Below are 15,574 nucleotides of genomic sequence, written 5' to 3'. Positions count from 1 at the left end.
TGGGGAGCCCGAGTCCCTGGCCCCGTGCCCACGGCCGGGTCCCTTCACGCACGCGGGTCGCGCACCTTTGCCCGGTTGCGCGACCCGCGAATCCCCGCCGACGCGAGGCCGGACGGCTCAGTCCGGATTCCCTCCGGTGTCCGGCGCATCGGATCCGGAGTCACCGGTCGAGCCCAGCAGCTCCTCGAGGGCCGTGCGGCCGATCCGGCGGAACGCTCGGCGCGGACGCGCCTGTTCCAGGGTCGCGACCTCCAGCGAACCGAACCCGAGGGAGCGCTTGTCCTTATCCGCGCCTTCGCTGGACTGCAGTGCCGAGACCGCGACGCGCAGCGCCGCGGCCAGGTCCAGGCCCGGCTGGTAGGAATCCTTCAGCGCGCTCACTATGGGCTCCGTGGTGCCGCCCATCACCACGTATTCGCGCTCGTCGACGATCGATCCGTCGAAGGTGATCCGATAGAGGACCGACTCCGGCTCCTGCTCCGGGTAACCGACCTCGGCGACGCAGATCTCCACCTCGTAGGGTTTGAGCTGGTCGGTGAAGATCGATCCCAGGGCCTGGGCGTAGGCGTTGGCCAGCGCCCGGCCGGTCACGTCGCGACGGTCGTATTGATAGCCGCGCAGATCGGCCTGCAAGATGCCGCCCCGGCGCAGATTCTCGAACTCGTTGTACTTGCCGACGGCGGCGAAACCGGTCCGGTCGTAGAGTTCGCTGACCTTGTGCAGGGTCGCCGACGGATTCTCCGCGACGAACACCACCCCCTGTTCGTAGGCGAGCACCACGACACTGCGCCCCCGGGCGATACCTTTGCGCGCGAGCTCGGTCTTGTCGCGCATGATCTGCTCGGCGGACGCATACAGCGGCAGGGTCATGCCCGGGCGCTCCCTTCCTCTGCGGCCTGACGGTCGGCGGCGATACCGCGCGCGATCTCCTCGAGCCGGGATTCGGCCACCTCGACGGCGCCCTCGTCATCGATCAGGATCGCGGTCGGGTAGATCCCGCGCAGCAGATCCGGCCCGCCGGTGGCGGTATCGTCGTCGGACGCGTCCACCAGGGACTCGACCGCGATACGCAGGGCGCGGTCGGCGTCGATCCCCTTGGAGTACAGCTTCTTCAGCGAGGTCCGCGCGAACATGGAGCCGGAGCCGACGGCGGTGAATCCGAACCGCTCCTCGCTGCGCCCGCCCACCACGTCGTAGGAGACGATGCGCCCGGCCCGGTCCGGATCGGTGGCCTGCTGGTCGTAGCCGACCAGCAGCGGCACCACCGCCAGGCCCTGCAGGGCGGCCGGCAGGTTGTCGCGCACCATCTTCGACAGTTTGTTGGCCTTGCCGTCGAAGGTGAGGGAAACGCCTTCGATCTTCTCGTAGTGCTCGAGTTCCACCGCGAACAGGCGGACCAGTTCGATGGCCATGCCCACGGTCCCGGCGATACCGGTCGCCGAGTAGGTATCGGTGATATGGACCTTCTCCACATCGCGACCCGCCAGCAGATTGCCCTGGGTGGAGCGCCGGTCACCGGCGATCAGGACACCGCCGCGATAGGACACCGCGACCACGGTGGTGCCGTGCGGTGCGATATCCCCCGCGGCACCGCCGCCGGGGTTTCCGGCGGCGGTGGGCTGGCTCAGGGCGTCGAATCCGCTGGCCGGCAGAAGATCCGGGGCGTGTTGACGCAGATGTTCGGAAAAGGACGAGAGGGCGTACCCCAGTTGGAGACGCAAGGGGTCACCTGCGGTCACTGGCCACCTTTCTGCACGTAGGCACGAACGAAGTCTTCGGCGTTCTCTTCGAGCACATCGTCGATCTCGTCGAGCAGGTCGTCGGTGTCCTCCGCCAGCTTCTCGCGCCGCTCCTGACCCGCGGCGTCTACGCCGTCGACGCCTTCGTCATCGTCGCCGCCCCCGGCGCGTTTGGTCTGCTCTTGTGCCATCGCAGCCGACCTCCTCTGTTTCCACCGACCGGCCGCGCTCGCGTACCGGACGAATCGTGAGCACCCCTGTGCTCGTTCTTCAACACTACCCAGCCCGGACGACACGTAGTCGGATTACGTCCCACCCGGGTGGCCGAGACCTGCGGGGGCCTTTCCGGCGAACACTCAGGTGGTGAGCTGTCGCACCAGGTCAGCGGCGGTATCTACACCGTCGAGAAGTTTTCCGACGTGCGCTTTGGTGCCGCGGCGGGGCTCCAGGGTGGGAATGCGGACCAGCGAATCACCACCCAGGTCGAAGATCACCGAGTCCCAGCTCGCGGCGGCGATATCGGCGCCGAACCGACGCAGGCATTCCCCGCGGAAGTAGGCCCGGGTATCGGTGGGCGGTTTGGTCATGGCGTCGAGCACCTGCTGTTCGGTGACGAGCCGCTTCATGGACCCGCGCGCCACCAGCCGGTTGTACAGGCCCTTGTCCAGGCGCACATCCGAGTACTGCAGATCCATCAGATGCAGCTTCGGCGCCGCCCAGCCCAGGCCCTCGCGGCTGCGCATCCCCTCGAGCAGGCGCAGCTTGGCCGGCCAGTCCAGCAGGTCGGCGCATTCCATCGGATCGCGTTCCAGCAGATCCAGCACCATCGACCAGTTGTCGAGCACATCGCGCACCCGCTCGTCGTCGTTGCCCTGCTCCTCGACGAACTTCGCGACCCGTTCGTGGTAGAGCCGCTGGATCGCCAGCCCGGTGAGTTCCCGGCCGTCGGCCAGGGCGACCGTGGCGCGGAGGGTGGGGTCGTGGCTGATGGTGTGGACCGCGGTGACCGGGCGGGCCAATTGCAGATCGGACAGATCGGCGCCGGATTCGATCAGGTCCAGCACCAGCGCGGTGGTGCCGACCTTCAGATAGGTCGACATCTCGGCCAGGTTGGCGTCCCCGATGATCACATGGAGGCGGCGATATTTGTCGGCGTCGGCGTGCGGTTCGTCGCGGGTGTTGATGATCCCGCGTTTGAGCGTGGTCTCCAGCCCCACCTCGACCTCGATGTAGTCCGAGCGCTGCGAGAGCTGGTAGCCCGCGTTGTCGCCGGACTGCCCGATCCCGACCCGGCCGGACCCGCAGATCACCTGCCGCGAGACGAAGAACGGGGTGAGCCCGAGAATTACCGCGTTGAACGGGGTTTCGCGGCTCATCAGGTAATTCTCGTGGGTGCCGTAGGAGGCGCCCTTACCGTCGACATTGTTCTTGTACAGCTGCATCCGGGGTGCGCCGGGAACGCTGGACGCGTGCCGGGCAGCCGCCTCCATCACCCGTTCACCGGCCTTGTCCCAGATCACCGCGTCGAGCGGATCGGTGACCTCCGGCGCGGAATACTCCGGATGCGCGTGGTCGACGTAGAGGCGGGCGCCGTTGGTCAGGATCATATTCGCCGCGCCGACCTCGTCGGCATCGATCACCGGCGCCGGACCGTTCATCCGGCTCAGATCGAAACCGCGGGCGTCACGCAGGGGCGACTCGACCTCGTAGTCCCATCGGGTGCGCTTGGCGCGCGGCACCCCCTCGGCCGCGGCATAGGCCAGAACCGCCTGGGTAGAGGTGAGGATCGGGTTGGCCGACGGCTCGGTGGGGGTGGAGATCCCGTATTCGACCTCGATACCGATGATGCGCTGCATGGGTTCGAGCGTAGGCGACGGACGGCGAATCATCCGTCGAGTGGTACTTCCGGCCGATGCCGTGGCGTAGCCCGCGATCACATGCTCTGACCATGACCCGCACTGTCGCCGACCCCCTCTCCCCCGGCCCGAATCCGCCGCGTCCGCCCCGGCTCGCGGCCCTGGATGTACTGCGCGGAATCGCGATCCTGGGCACGCTGGGCACGAATGTCTGGATCCTGACCGACCCAGAGGGCCTGACGGGATATCTGCACCGGATCTCGATCTCCCCCACCGACGGCTGGATGTGGGCCGAGAAGGTGCTGCAACAACTGGCCCAGGGCAAATTCCTGGGTCTGCTCACGGTGATGTTCGGTATCGGCCTGGCCATCCAGCAGACCTCGGCCCGCCGGGCCGGGCGCCCCTGGCCGGGCGGATACCCCTGGCGCGCCGCACTGCTGTTCCTCGACGGCCTGCTCAATTTCCTCCTGATCGCCGAATTCGACGTACTCATGGGGTACGCCGTGACGGCGGCGATCGTCGCGTTCCTGCTCACGCGCAGCGGGCGGGCACAGGGCCGGTGGCTCTACACGATGCTCGGCGTGCACCTCACCCTGATCGCGCTCTACGCCGTCTCGCTGGTCCTGGCGGAGCCCGCCGCCCCGCAGGAGCGGGCGCCGCTGTCCCCGAACCCGTACGCCGACGGCTCGTTCTGGGATCTGGTGCTGTTCCGGGCCGAGCACGCACTGGTGTTCCGCGTGGAAACGATCGTCATCCTGCCGCTGTCGATCGTGCTGTTCCTGGTGGGCGCTCGCCTGTTCCATGCCGGTGTGTTCCTGCCCGAAGGAGCGCGCCTGCGGCGCCGGCTCCTGCTCGCGGGTTTCGGCGTGGCCGCGCCGATCGATCTGCTGGCCGGTCTGGCAGGCGGCGGCGATCTGGTGCTGATCACCCGCTATGTGGTGGCGCCGGTGGTCTCGCTGGGCATCCTGGCGCTGGTCGCCGAGTTCTCTGTGCGCCGCTCCCGCACCGGTTTCGCCGGACGCCGGCTGAGCGAGATCGGCCGGGCCGCGCTGAGCTGCTACATCCTGCAGAACCTGGTGGCGTCGATCCTCTGTTACGGCTGGGGGTTCGGGCTGGCCGCGCGGTTCGCCCCGGAAGCCCGGGTGCCGTTCACCGTCGCTGTCTACGTGACCGTGTGCGCGGTGATCGCACTGTTCGCGCACTGCTGGCTGCGCCGGTTCGAACGCGGTCCGGTGGAGTGGTTGTGGCATTCGAGTTACCGGCTCCTGAATCGGGCATAGCCATCGCGCTGCGCTGATACGCCTGCCACAGTGAGCAGACACACCCGGTCGCCGTACTGCTACCGGCCCGGGTAGCTGCCACCATTGACCCGGCCGTAACGGCAGACGACCGGCCCGCGCCCGGGCCGGGACCGCAGCTTCGACGGAGGACACAATGGGGACCGACAGCACCGGCGACGAACCCGGCGCACACGCCGTACCGAGTGGGGAGGGCGATACCGACACCCGCGCCCGGGCCCGGCGTCGAATCCGTATCTGGGCCGGTCCGATCGTGGTGGCCACGCTGCTGATGGCCCTGCTTTCGACGATGTATCTGGGCTATGTCGTCAATCCGGAGAAGAATCTGCACGATTTCCCGATCGCGCTCGTGAACCAGGACGACGGCGATATCCGCGACGGACAGCAGATAGATATCGGTGACCAGATCACCTCGGCGCTCACCGAGCGCGTCCCGGCGGACAAGGTGGATCTGCGGGTCACCGGCATCGGCGAGGCCCGGCGCCTGCTCGACAACGGCGAGGTCTACGGCGCGATCATCCTGCCCAGCGATCTGTCCAAACGCCTGTCGATACTGGGTGCGGGCAGTGTGGTGCCCGGCGATATCCAGCAGCCGTTGATCACCGTCGTGACCAATCCGCGGACCGGGACCTTCGCCACCCAGATCACCCAGATCATCGCCCGCCAGGCGCTGACACAGGTGAACGCCGAGGTCGGCAAACAACTCACGGCAACAGTCGACAGCGAACTGAGCTCCGGCCCCGGTGGCGGCACCCAGCTCTCCGGCGCGTCCCGGCTGATGCTGGCCGAACCGATCGATGTGCTCATCGAGCAATACCGGCCGCTCCCGGACGGGACCGGGCAGGGCCTGTCCGCGTTCTTCTACACCCTGCTGATCGTGCTGGCCGGTTTCACCGGCGCCATGATCGTGCACACCATGGTGGATTCGGCGCTGGGTTTCGTTCCCACCGAATACGGGCCGTGGTTCGTGCACCATCCGACCGCCCCGCATTCCCGGGTCCGCACCCTGCTGCTGAAGTGGGGGGTGATGGCCGTGGTGGCACCGATCGCCTCTGGGTTGTTCGTCGGTATCGCCACCCTGCTGGACGTACCGCTCGAACACGGGCTCGCGCTGTTCCTCTTCGGCACCCTGGCGATCCTCGCGGTCGGGGTCACGGCACTGTCCGTACTCGCGGTGTTCGGGTCGGCCGGTCTGCTGATCAACCTGATCCTGTTCATCGTGCTCGGACTGCCCTCGGCCGGCGCCACCATCCCGCTGGAGGCCACCCCGCACTACATGGCCTGGCTGGCCGCCTTCGAACCGATGCACCAGATCTACCTGGGTATCCGCGCCATCCTGTACTTCGACGCCCACGGCAACCCCGGACTGGCGCGCGGGGTCTGGATGAGCCTGGCCGGGCTGGCCATCGGCCTGGTTTTCGGTCTCGTCTTCACGATCCTCTACGACCGCAAAGGCCTCGAGCGCCGCAGCAGCCGTTGAACGCCGGCACGGGCCCGGCCGGCGACACCGGCCGGACTGCGCAAGATCGGTCAAGCGCACCGGCCGGCCGACCCGCCAGACTCGACGGGTGAGCAACCGACGGGACCGACTACGGGAACTGCTGGACGCCGTTCTCGACGAAGACAACACCACGCTCGGGCAGATGGCCGCCGGCGCCTACGCCTCGCGGTACCACTTCGCCCGGCAGTTCAGTCGCGGTACCGGCGAGTCCCCGGTGGGCCTGCGGCGACGGGTGCTGCTGGAGCGCGCGTGCTGGCAGCTCGGCGGCGGCGCGGCGGTGACCGAGGTGGCCTTCGCGGCGGGTTACGACACGGTGGAGGGGTTCAGCAGGGCGTTCACGCGGGCGTTCGGCCACCCGCCGAGCGCGACCCCGCCGCTGACGGGCCGGACCCCGCGCTGGCTGCCCGCGGCGAACGGAATCCACTTCCATCCGCCCATGTCGCTGTGGGTCGAGGGGGAACCGAGAGGACGATCCGATATGGACCCGACCGCACTGCTGCTGCACCACGACCTCGAGGACACCGCACTCCTGGTGAAGGCGGCCATCGGGTTGACCGAGGAGCAGTACCGGCGAGCGCGGGGCAGCACCGGGACCGTTCTCCCCTGGGACGGCCCCGAGGACTCGATCGCCGCGGTACTGCACCATCTGATCCGCAGCAAGGAGTGCTGGCTGGCCTCGATCGAGGGAGCCGACACTCCCGCGGCCGGCGACGACGACCCGCCCGCGCTCATGGCACGCCTCGACGAGGTAGGCCCCCGATGGCTGGATACGGTCCGCGAGATCGACCGGCGCGGCGGCTGGGGCGACACTCTGATCGATGCCCTGTGCGAGCCGCCGGAGAGTTTCGTCCTCGGCAGCGTGATCGCGCACGTGCTCACCTACTCCGCGTATCGCCGCCAGTTGGTGCGGTACTGGATACGCGATACATCACCCGATGATGCCGTCGGCTGGGGCGACCCGATCGACTGGCTGCGAAGGAGAGACTGAATGACCACCCGGGCGACCGGTCCCCGGACCGTCTACTACACGGCGAGCAGCCTCGACGGCTTCATCGCCACCCCCGACCACTCCCTGGACTGGCTGCTGTCCCGGGAGGCCGACAACGACAACGGGCCGATGGGGATGACCGCGTTCATGGCCGGTGTCGGCGCGATCGTCATGGGCGCCAACACCTACCAGTGGCTACTCGACAACGAGAGTGCACAACCCTGGCCCTACGAGGTCGCGACCTGGGTCTGCACCCATCGTGAGTTCGCCCCGCGCACCGACGGCGATGTGCGCTTCACCCAGGACCCGGTGGAACTCGTCCACAAGTCGATGACCGAGGTGGCGGCCGGTAAGAATCTGTGGGTCGTCGGCGGCGGCGAACTCGCGGGACAGTTCGCCGATCGCGGTCTGCTCGACGAGGTGATCGTCTCGATCGCCCCGGTGACTCTGGGCGCGGGCGCACCACTGCTGCCACGCCGGCTGGAGCTGCGGGTCGACGAGGTGGCGGGTAACGGGGAATTCGCCTGCGCGCGCTACACGGTGGTCGCACCGAGCGGATGATCGGCGAGGTGCGGTCGCCCGGGACGACCGCACCGCCCAGCGGACGCGGGCGGGCGGGAAACCACCGCAATCCGCGCACGGCCGGAGCGGATGCGGAGGTACGCACAGAGCGCACGGCCGGAGCGAACGCGGAGGTACGCACAGAGCGCACGGCCGGAGCGAATGCGGAGGTACGCCTACCCGGAGGAAACCGAGGCCGTCCAGGAGGCGAAGGCGCTGGGGTTGCGGGTCTGCAGCAGGACTCGTCCGGGCCCGACGAAATCGAAGACCAGGCCTTCACCCGATTTGAGCGATTGCAGTGAGCGGCCGGACACCGCGCGCCGGATGGTGAACCGGATGGACAGGTCGTAGGCGACCACATGCCCGGTATCGATGGTGACCGGCTCACCGGGGGCCAGGTCGATGACATCGATCGCCCCGAACACGCCGACCACGACTTCGCCCTGGCCCGACGCGCGCAGGCCGAAGCCGCCCTCACCGCCGAACAGGTTGGCGAAACCACCCCATTTGCTCTCCACCTGAACACCCGTCGAATTCGCGATCCAGCCCCCGCGGCTGATGAAATACGGCCGGTCCTGGTCGATGTGCAGGGCGAGCATGTCCCCGGGCAGCGAGGGCGCCACATCCACCCAGCCACCCTGCTGCGGCGCGGTGAAGGTGGAGACGAAAAACGATTCGCCCGACAGCATCGACCGCTTCAGACCGGCCAGGATGCCGCCCTCGGCCTTGGCCTCCAGGCTCACTCCCGCCGAATGCGCCACCATGGCACCGGATTCCACGCGGACCGGCTCACCACCCGCGAGGACACACCGGGCAACCGTCGACGACGGGTTGTGCCGCAGTTCAACTTTCATGAGCCGACACTACCGCCACGGCGGGTGCGGCAGTACAGAGTGTTCCGGCGCTCTCGGACCCCGGATCCGTCCGCCACCCGGGCGCGCTACACCCCGGCAAACCGCCGCGTCTCAGCCCAGCGAATCCAGGGCATCCGCATCACGGGCGATGATCGCACGCCCGGCGGTGAATACGAGGGGACGCTGGATGAGCCGCGGATGCTCGGCCAGCGCCGCGAGCCAGCGGTCCCGGTCCGCCTCGGTCCGGCCCCATTCGGCCATCCCCAATTCTTTCGCGATGTCCTCACCGGTGCGGGTGATATCCCACGGTTGCGCGCCGAGCCGGTCGAGCGCCACGCGGAGCTCCGCGACGGTGGGCGGCTCGTCGAGGTACCGGCGGACCGAATACTCGGTCCCGGCGGCGTCCAGATGTGCCACGGCGGCCCGGCTCTTACTGCAGCGCGGGTTGTGCCAGATCTCGGTTTCCGGAGTGCTCATGGTGGTGAGCGTAGCCCGCTACAGGTGCATCCATTCCGGCCACACCTGCGACCACGAGCGCCGGGGCTGGGCGCATTTCCAGAGCGTGACATCACGGGTGTTGCCCAGGAATCCGAGCCGGGTGTCGACGTGGCCGATGGGTTCGAGGGTGGCGAATTGCGCGCGCAGCCGCTCCTCGTCGCCGCCGACACACACCATGGTGGTGGCCGAGTCGGCGGGTGCGCCGAAATATCCGAACCCCCGCGAAGGACTGTGCACCTCCGGCAGCTGCGTACGCGCCAGCTGATCCAGTGCACCCGCCTGCCAGTAGCTCTCCGTGATCACCGCCGAATGGGCCCGTTCTCCGGGGGTCAGCGACCGGTGCGCGGTCACCACCGCGTCCGCGAGTTCGGTCCAGCCGAATTCGCCGTACAGCCCGATGTTCAGCGCGGCCTCGGTATCGTTCGCGGGCGGGGCGATCTCGGCGGGGTCCTGCCAGGGCGTGGATCCCGCGATCAGGGCCAGCGATACCGCCACCAGCGCCGCGCCCGAAGCGAGCAGTACGCGGCGGCGCCGGACCGACTCGGCGCGCCGCACCGCGGCAGCCAGCGCGACCGCACCGGCCGCGAACACCACGCCGTACATCCCGGCCAGGTAGTAGACCCGACCGCCGGAGACGAGGAACACCGCGAGCAGCAGCACCGTGGTCGCGCCGAGGAAGCGGTACGGGCGCAGCGGTTCGTGCCGCAGCAGCGCCCAGAGGCCGTAGCACAGCAGCACCGCGCCCAGCGCTCCCGCGAGCAGTACGGCCAACGGCACGAAGGCCAGCGGGCCGCCGGAGTACTGCTGTTCCGCGCGTACCACCGCGCCCAGGCCCAGCTGGGGCCACCCGTGCCGGGCCTGCCAGAACAGCGAGGGCACCGACACCAGCAGCACGATCAGCCCGCCCGCCCACAGCAGCGGCCGGCGCACCAGATCCCGGGGACCGAAGACCAGTGAGCTCGCCACCACCGCGATCCAGAAGAACGGGATCAGCCATTTGACCTGCATATCGAGCGCGGTGACCGCAGCGGCGGCCAGCAGCAGCCCGTCGCGGCGGGTACGCACCCAGCGCACCACCAGCCAGGTGATCAGAACCCACAGGGCGGAGTCGATCGCGTTGGTGGACAAGTTCTTGGCCTGCATGAGCAGAAACGGCGAGGTCGCGTAGCCCACGGCGGTGAGGACCTGGGCGCCGCGACCGCCCCCGAACTCCCGCGCGACGAGTGCGCTCACAACGATCGCCACCACCGTCAAGAGGATCGCGGGCAGCCGCAGCGCCACCAGCGAACCCGGCGCGACGGTATCCCCCATGCCGCGAGCAGGGGCAGCACCGGACCCTGATCGGCATAGCCGGACGACAGCCGCCGGCCCGCGGCCAGGAAGTACAGTTCGTCACCGAAATAGCCGTAGCGGGTCGCCGAGAGCAGCAGGACCACGGCGGCCACGGCCGCCACACCGAGTACGGGGCCGGTGGCGAAGGGGCGGTCGACCTGCGTATCGGGCCGTGGCGGGACGGAATCGGTCATGGTGGTCACGGGGTACTCCTGGGTTTCGTGAACCTGGCCCTCGGAACATATCCGCGACCGCGCCGCGGCGGCGTCCCCCGATCGGTGGAATCCCGCCGCACGCCTGGTGTACCCGCGGTACGCCCTCAGGTGGACCCCGGCGACGACCGATACCCGCCCGAGGAACCCGGCCACGACTCGCCCCCGACGCCCGGCAACGACCGAGGCCGCGCCCCCACGGGAGCGCGGCCTCGGTATCGGTGCCGGTTACAGGTACTGGCCGGTGTTCGACTCGGTGTCGATCGCCCGGCTGGCACTGGCGTTCTTGCCGGTGACCAGCGTGCGGATGTAGACGATCCGCTCGCCCTTCTTACCCGAGATACGGGCCCAGTCATCCGGATTCGTGGTGTTGGGCAGGTCCTCGTTCTCGGAGAACTCGTCCACGATCGAATCGTAGAGATGCTGGATCCGCAGACCCGGGTTACCGGTGTCGAGCACCGCCTTGATGGCGTACTTCTTGGACCGGTCCACGATGTTCTGGATCATGGCGCCGGAGTTGAAGTCCTTGAAGTACAGGACCTCCTTGTCGCCGTTGGCGTAGGTGACCTCCAGGAAGCGGTTGTCCTCGCTCTCGGCGTACATCCGGTCCACCACCCGCTCGATCATCGCGCGGACGCAGGCCACCTTGTCGCCCTTGAACTCCTCCAGATCGTCGGCGTGCAGCGGCAGCCCCTCGGTGAGGTACTTCGAGAAGATGTCCTGCGCGGATTCGGCGTCCGGCCGCTCGATCTTGATCTTCACGTCCAGCCGGCCGGGCCGCAGGATCGCGGGATCGATCATGTCCTCACGGTTGGAGGCGCCGATGACGATGACGTTCTCCAGCCCTTCCACGCCGTCGATCTCGCTCAGCAGCTGCGGCACCACGGTGGTCTCCACATCCGAGGAGACACCGGAACCGCGGGTACGGAAGATCGAGTCCATCTCGTCGAAGAACACGATCACCGGCGTCCCTTCCGACGCCTTCTCCCGGGCCCGCTGGAAGATGATCCGGATATGGCGTTCGGTCTCACCGACGAACTTGTTCAGCAGCTCGGGACCCTTGATGTTCAGGAAGTAGGACTTCGCCTCCTTGGCATCCTCACCCCGGGCCTCGGCGATCTTCTTGGCCAGCGAATTCGCCACCGCCTTGGCGATCAGCGTCTTACCGCAGCCGGGCGGACCGTAGAGCAGCACGCCCTTGGGCGGGCGCAGCGCGTACTCGCGGAAGAGATCCTTGTGCAGGAACGGCAGCTCCACGGCGTCGCGGATCTGCTCGATCTGACGGCCCAGACCACCGATGTCCTCGTACCCGACATCGGGGACCTCCTCCAGCACCAGGTCCTCGACCTCGGCCTTGGGGATGCGTTCGAACGCGAACCCGGCCTTCGTATCGACCAGCAGGGAGTCACCGGGCCGCAGCTTGCGGATCGGCGAGTCCGGATCGTCCAGATCATCGGCTTCGGCGAGTTTGGACAGCGGCCCGGACAGCCAGACCACCCGCTCCTCGTCGGCATGCCCGACGACCAGCGCGCGGCGGCCTCCGTCGAGTATCTCCCGCAGCGTGCCGATCTCCCCGATCGCGTCGAACATCCCGGCCTCGACCACCGTCAGCGCCTCGTTGAGGCGGACGGTCTGGCCATAGGCCAGGGTCGCGGTGTCGATGTTCGGCGAGCAGGTCAATCGCATCTTGCGGCCGGAGGTGAACACGTCGACGGTCTGATCCTCGTACACCCCGATCAGAATCCCGTAACCGCTCGGCGGCTGACCGAGCCGGTCGACCTCCTCACGCAACGCGACGAGTTGCTGCCGCGCTTCTTTCAGGGTATCCATCAGCTTGGTGTTGCGAATGGTCAGCGAATCGATACGGGCTTCCAATTCCCGTGAGCGATCCGGTGAGTCGGCGAGTTGCCTCCGGAGTGCAGCCGCTTCGGCGCGTACTGCCTCGAGTTCTCTCCAGGCCGCCGAATCCGAATTCTCGATGGGGCTCATGTGCTGCTCCTCCCAGTCCCGGTCTATCAACGCTACCGGGCGCGGCCCGTTTGCGCTGTCCGACACGATTTCGTCGTGATCACATCTGGTCCGCGGCCATCTGCAGGTCACGCCATGTTAGCCTCCCCTAACCCAACTATGGTGGGCATGCTCACCGACTAGCCGAAAGGTTGCCAGATATGCGACTTCCCGCACGGACACGGCGATTGTCCCGCGTCGCGGCGGCTACTGCCGCGGCCGCCGCCCTGGCGCTGGGCCTCACGGCCTGCGGGTCCGACGACGACGGCGGCGATGCTGCCGCTGGCGGCAGTATCGCGGCCACCACCAGCGCCGCGGCGCACGACCACGGGGACGATCACGACCACGGCGACACCGCGCCCGCGCCCACCGCGCAGAGCCTACAGTCCACCCTGGAGCAGATCACAAACCCGGATGTCCCGGTGGACGAGAAGGTGAAGCTGATCGACGACGGCGAGAACCGGCGGGACATCCTCGAGAAGCTCAACGCCGCCCTGCAGACCTATCGCGGGATCACCTACCAGGTCGGGGAGGTCACGGTCGACGGCGATACCGCCACCGGGCAGACCACCATCACCAGCCCCTCCGGCCAGAGCGCACCGCCCATGCCGCTGACCTGGGAATACGACGACGGCTCCTGGAAACTGTCCGATGCCGGCGCGTGCGTACTGTTCGGCTTCGCGCAGATCCCCTGCTCCCCGGCCTAGGCACGCCCGCGAGACCACGCGCCGGCTGCTCGGTGCGTGGTCCCGCGTCGCCTCGAAACTCCCGCTCAGCCCTTCGACGGCCGGCGCTGCGGTTTCGGGGTGACCACCCCCTCGGCGAGCCGCCGCGCGCTCACCAGGAAGGCCGTATGGCCCTGCATCCGGTGCTCGGGACGCACCGCCAGGCCCACCACGTGCCAGCCGCGCACCATCGACTCCCAGGACCGCGGTTCGGTCCAGCACTGCTGCTCACGCAGGGCCTCCACCAGCCTGGAGAGCTGGGTCACCGTCGCGACGTAGACCATCAGCACCCCGCCGGGCACGAGGGCCCGCGATACGGCCGGGAGCGCGTCCCACGGCGCGAGCATGTCCAGCACCACACGGTCTACCGGCTCCCCTTCGTAATCGGCCACGTCGCCGACGGTGAGCTCCCAGTTCGCAGGCCGTTCGCCGAAGAAACGCTCCACATTGCGGACAGCGTGCTCGGCGTGGTCCTCGCGGATCTCGTAGGACACGACCGCTCCGTCCGACCCCACCGCGCGCAGCAATGAGCAGGTCAACGCACCCGACCCCGCCCCTGCCTCCAGCACCCGGGCGCCGGGGAACATATCGCCCTCGTGCACGATCTGCGCGGCATCCTTGGGGTAGATCACCGCCGCCCCGCGCGGCATGGACATCACGTAATCGGTCAGCAGCGGGCGCAGGGCCAGATACGGTGTGCCGTTGTTGGAGTGCGCGAGGGTGCCCTCGTCGGCACCGATCAGGTCGTCGTGGGCGATGGCGCCGCGGTGGGTGTGGAACTGTTTACCCGGTTCCAGCAGCACCGTGTACAGCCTGCCCTTGCCGTCGGTCAGCTGCACCCGGTCGCCGACGACGAATGGCCCGGTCCGTCTGGCCGTCATGGATCTCCGTTCACGATGAGGACTGCGCCCGGGCCGATCACCGGGCGCGGCACCGTGTCGGTGCCGCCGGATAGCCTGCCAGGTATGTCAGCGCCACCGAGCACGCCCCCGGCCGGTTCCGGCCTCGACCCGGCACCCGCCTCCGCCCGACCGGCGTTGTCCCCTTCGCGCGCAGCCGATTTCAAACAGTGCCCGCTGAAGTACCGGCTCCGCACCATCGACCGCATTCCCGAGCCGCCGAGCCGCCAGGCGGTGCGTGGCACCGTCGTGCACGCCGTCCTCGAAGATCTCTATGCCCTGCCGGCCGCCGACCGCGATCCCGACCACGCGACCGCGCTGGCCGAACCGGCCTGGAACCGGGTACTGGCCCAACGCTCCGAAGCGGCCGAACTCCTCGCCGGTGGGCTCGACGTCGCGTCTTTTCTCGACGAGGTCCGCGCCTTGGTGCGCACCTACTACCGGCTGGAGGACCCTCGCCGGTTCGATCCCGAATCGTGCGAGACCCGGCTCGAGGTCCGGCTGCCCGACGGCGCCCTGCTGCGCGGTTTCGTGGACCGGATCGATGTGGCGCCCACCGGGGAACTCCGGGTGGTGGACTACAAGACCGGCCGGGCGCCCGGACCCACCCAGGAGACGCGGGCGCTGTTCCAGCTGAAGTTCTACGCACTCATGCTGCTGCGCACCCGCGGTGCGGTTCCCACCCAGCTGCGGTTGATCTACCTGGCCGACGCCGAACTGCTCACCTACACCCCCGACGAAGACGAACTCCTTCGCTTCGAACGCACCCTCACCGCCCTGTGGGGCGCGGTGCGCGCCGCCGGCCGGACCGGAGATTTTCCACCGAATCCGAGTTGGCTGTGTGATTACTGCGCCTACAAAAGCCTGTGCCCGGCATTCGACGGAACACCCCCGCCCTACCCCGGCTGGCCCGCGGACGACGAACCCCCGGCCGAACCCTTCGCCGAATCGGTATCGGAATGAGACTGTGTTCATTTGCGCGCCTCCGGCGCGCGGGTCGGGGCCCTGTGACCCCGATTCTTCCCTCCTCCGCTCAGTCGCTGCGCTCCTTCGCTCCGTCGGGGCGGAATCGGGGGGGTCGGGAGAGCCCACCGGAGGACAACC

16 protein-coding genes are annotated in these 15,574 nt (G+C 68.5%); 6 read left to right on the top strand and 10 right to left on the bottom strand.

Features of this window, described 5'->3' with window-relative positions; translation table 11 throughout:
- Positions 1 to 117: 117 nt before the first annotated feature.
- From prcA to dop, 4 genes are all read right to left on the bottom strand, one after another.
- A complete protein-coding gene (prcA, locus tag ACLML9_RS22005) occupies positions 118 to 870 on the bottom strand; it encodes a proteasome subunit alpha (RefSeq protein WP_411947305.1) in 753 nt (250 codons plus the stop codon).
- Positions 867 to 1,739 carry a proteasome subunit beta gene (gene prcB, locus ACLML9_RS22000; RefSeq protein WP_411947304.1) on the bottom strand — a complete coding sequence of 291 codons (873 nt, stop codon included), beginning with the start codon at positions 1,737 to 1,739 and terminating at the stop codon, positions 867 to 869. Before prcB ends, prcA begins: the two co-directional genes overlap by 4 nt.
- On the bottom strand, positions 1,736 to 1,930 hold the full coding sequence (locus ACLML9_RS21995; RefSeq protein WP_030521323.1) for a ubiquitin-like protein Pup: 195 nt from the start codon (positions 1,928 to 1,930) through the stop codon (positions 1,736 to 1,738). Before ACLML9_RS21995 ends, prcB begins: the two co-directional genes overlap by 4 nt.
- 165 nt (positions 1,931 to 2,095) lie before the next feature.
- Entirely contained in the window at positions 2,096 to 3,595 is a 1,500-nt protein-coding gene (gene dop, locus ACLML9_RS21990) for a depupylase/deamidase Dop (protein WP_030521324.1), read from the bottom strand.
- A 92-nt stretch (positions 3,596 to 3,687) separates the two neighbouring features.
- Here dop and ACLML9_RS21985 point away from each other — a divergent pair, with 92 nt between their 5' ends.
- From ACLML9_RS21985 to ACLML9_RS21970, 4 genes are all read left to right on the top strand, one after another.
- Positions 3,688 to 4,875: a DUF418 domain-containing protein gene (locus ACLML9_RS21985; RefSeq protein WP_411947303.1), complete on the top strand. Its 1,188-nt coding sequence runs from the start codon at positions 3,688 to 3,690 to the stop codon at positions 4,873 to 4,875.
- 154 nt (positions 4,876 to 5,029) lie between these two features.
- A complete protein-coding gene (locus ACLML9_RS21980; RefSeq protein ID WP_411947302.1) occupies positions 5,030 to 6,373 on the top strand; it encodes a DUF3533 domain-containing protein in 1,344 nt (447 codons plus the stop codon).
- 88 nt (positions 6,374 to 6,461) lie between these two features.
- A complete protein-coding gene (locus ACLML9_RS21975; protein WP_411947301.1) occupies positions 6,462 to 7,382 on the top strand; it encodes a helix-turn-helix domain-containing protein in 921 nt (306 codons plus the stop codon).
- Positions 7,383 to 7,943, top strand: a complete 561-nt coding sequence (locus ACLML9_RS21970; RefSeq protein WP_411947300.1) for a dihydrofolate reductase family protein — start codon at positions 7,383 to 7,385, stop codon at positions 7,941 to 7,943.
- A gap of 176 nt (positions 7,944 to 8,119) precedes the next feature.
- Here the strand turns inward: ACLML9_RS21970 and ACLML9_RS21965 are convergent, their stop codons facing one another.
- The 5 genes from ACLML9_RS21965 to arc all read right to left on the bottom strand — a co-directional run bounded on the left by ACLML9_RS21965 (position 8,120) and on the right by arc (position 12,828).
- Positions 8,120 to 8,797 (bottom strand): TIGR00266 family protein, encoded by a 678-nt coding sequence (locus ACLML9_RS21965; RefSeq protein ID WP_411947299.1) that lies wholly within the window; start codon positions 8,795 to 8,797, stop codon positions 8,120 to 8,122.
- Between the two features lie 111 nt (positions 8,798 to 8,908).
- Positions 8,909 to 9,274, bottom strand: a complete 366-nt coding sequence (locus ACLML9_RS21960) for an arsenate reductase family protein (protein WP_411947298.1) — start codon at positions 9,272 to 9,274, stop codon at positions 8,909 to 8,911.
- 18 nt (positions 9,275 to 9,292) lie between these two features.
- Complete coding sequence (locus ACLML9_RS21955; protein WP_411947297.1) at positions 9,293 to 10,606, bottom strand: ArnT family glycosyltransferase; 1,314 nt, start codon at positions 10,604 to 10,606, stop codon at positions 9,293 to 9,295.
- A complete protein-coding gene (locus tag ACLML9_RS21950) occupies positions 10,546 to 10,830 on the bottom strand; it encodes a hypothetical protein (RefSeq protein ID WP_411947296.1) in 285 nt (94 codons plus the stop codon). Before ACLML9_RS21950 ends, ACLML9_RS21955 begins: the two co-directional genes overlap by 61 nt.
- A 237-nt stretch (positions 10,831 to 11,067) precedes the next feature.
- Positions 11,068 to 12,828 (bottom strand): proteasome ATPase, encoded by a 1,761-nt coding sequence (gene arc / locus ACLML9_RS21945; protein ID WP_030521332.1) that lies wholly within the window; start codon positions 12,826 to 12,828, stop codon positions 11,068 to 11,070.
- A gap of 179 nt (positions 12,829 to 13,007) precedes the next feature.
- On the opposite strand from arc, the gene ACLML9_RS21940 reads away from it, so the two are divergent.
- Complete coding sequence (locus tag ACLML9_RS21940; RefSeq protein WP_411947295.1) at positions 13,008 to 13,553, top strand: hypothetical protein; 546 nt, start codon at positions 13,008 to 13,010, stop codon at positions 13,551 to 13,553.
- A gap of 65 nt (positions 13,554 to 13,618) precedes the next feature.
- Here ACLML9_RS21940 and ACLML9_RS21935 read toward each other — a convergent pair whose 3' ends face one another.
- Positions 13,619 to 14,452, bottom strand: coding sequence for a tRNA (adenine-N1)-methyltransferase (locus ACLML9_RS21935; RefSeq protein WP_411947294.1), 834 nt, complete (start codon positions 14,450 to 14,452; stop codon positions 13,619 to 13,621).
- 84 nt (positions 14,453 to 14,536) lie between these two features.
- Here ACLML9_RS21935 and ACLML9_RS21930 point away from each other — a divergent pair, with 84 nt between their 5' ends.
- Positions 14,537 to 15,433, top strand: a complete 897-nt coding sequence (locus tag ACLML9_RS21930) for a RecB family exonuclease (RefSeq protein ID WP_411947293.1) — start codon at positions 14,537 to 14,539, stop codon at positions 15,431 to 15,433.
- The last annotated feature ends 141 nt before the right edge of the window (positions 15,434 to 15,574 follow it).

It is taken from the genome of Nocardia sp. NPDC002869, assembly GCF_046764065.1.
GTDB lineage: Bacteria > Actinomycetota > Actinomycetes > Mycobacteriales > Mycobacteriaceae > Nocardia > Nocardia rhamnosiphila.
This window is presented reverse-complemented; position numbering and strand designations above follow the sequence as displayed.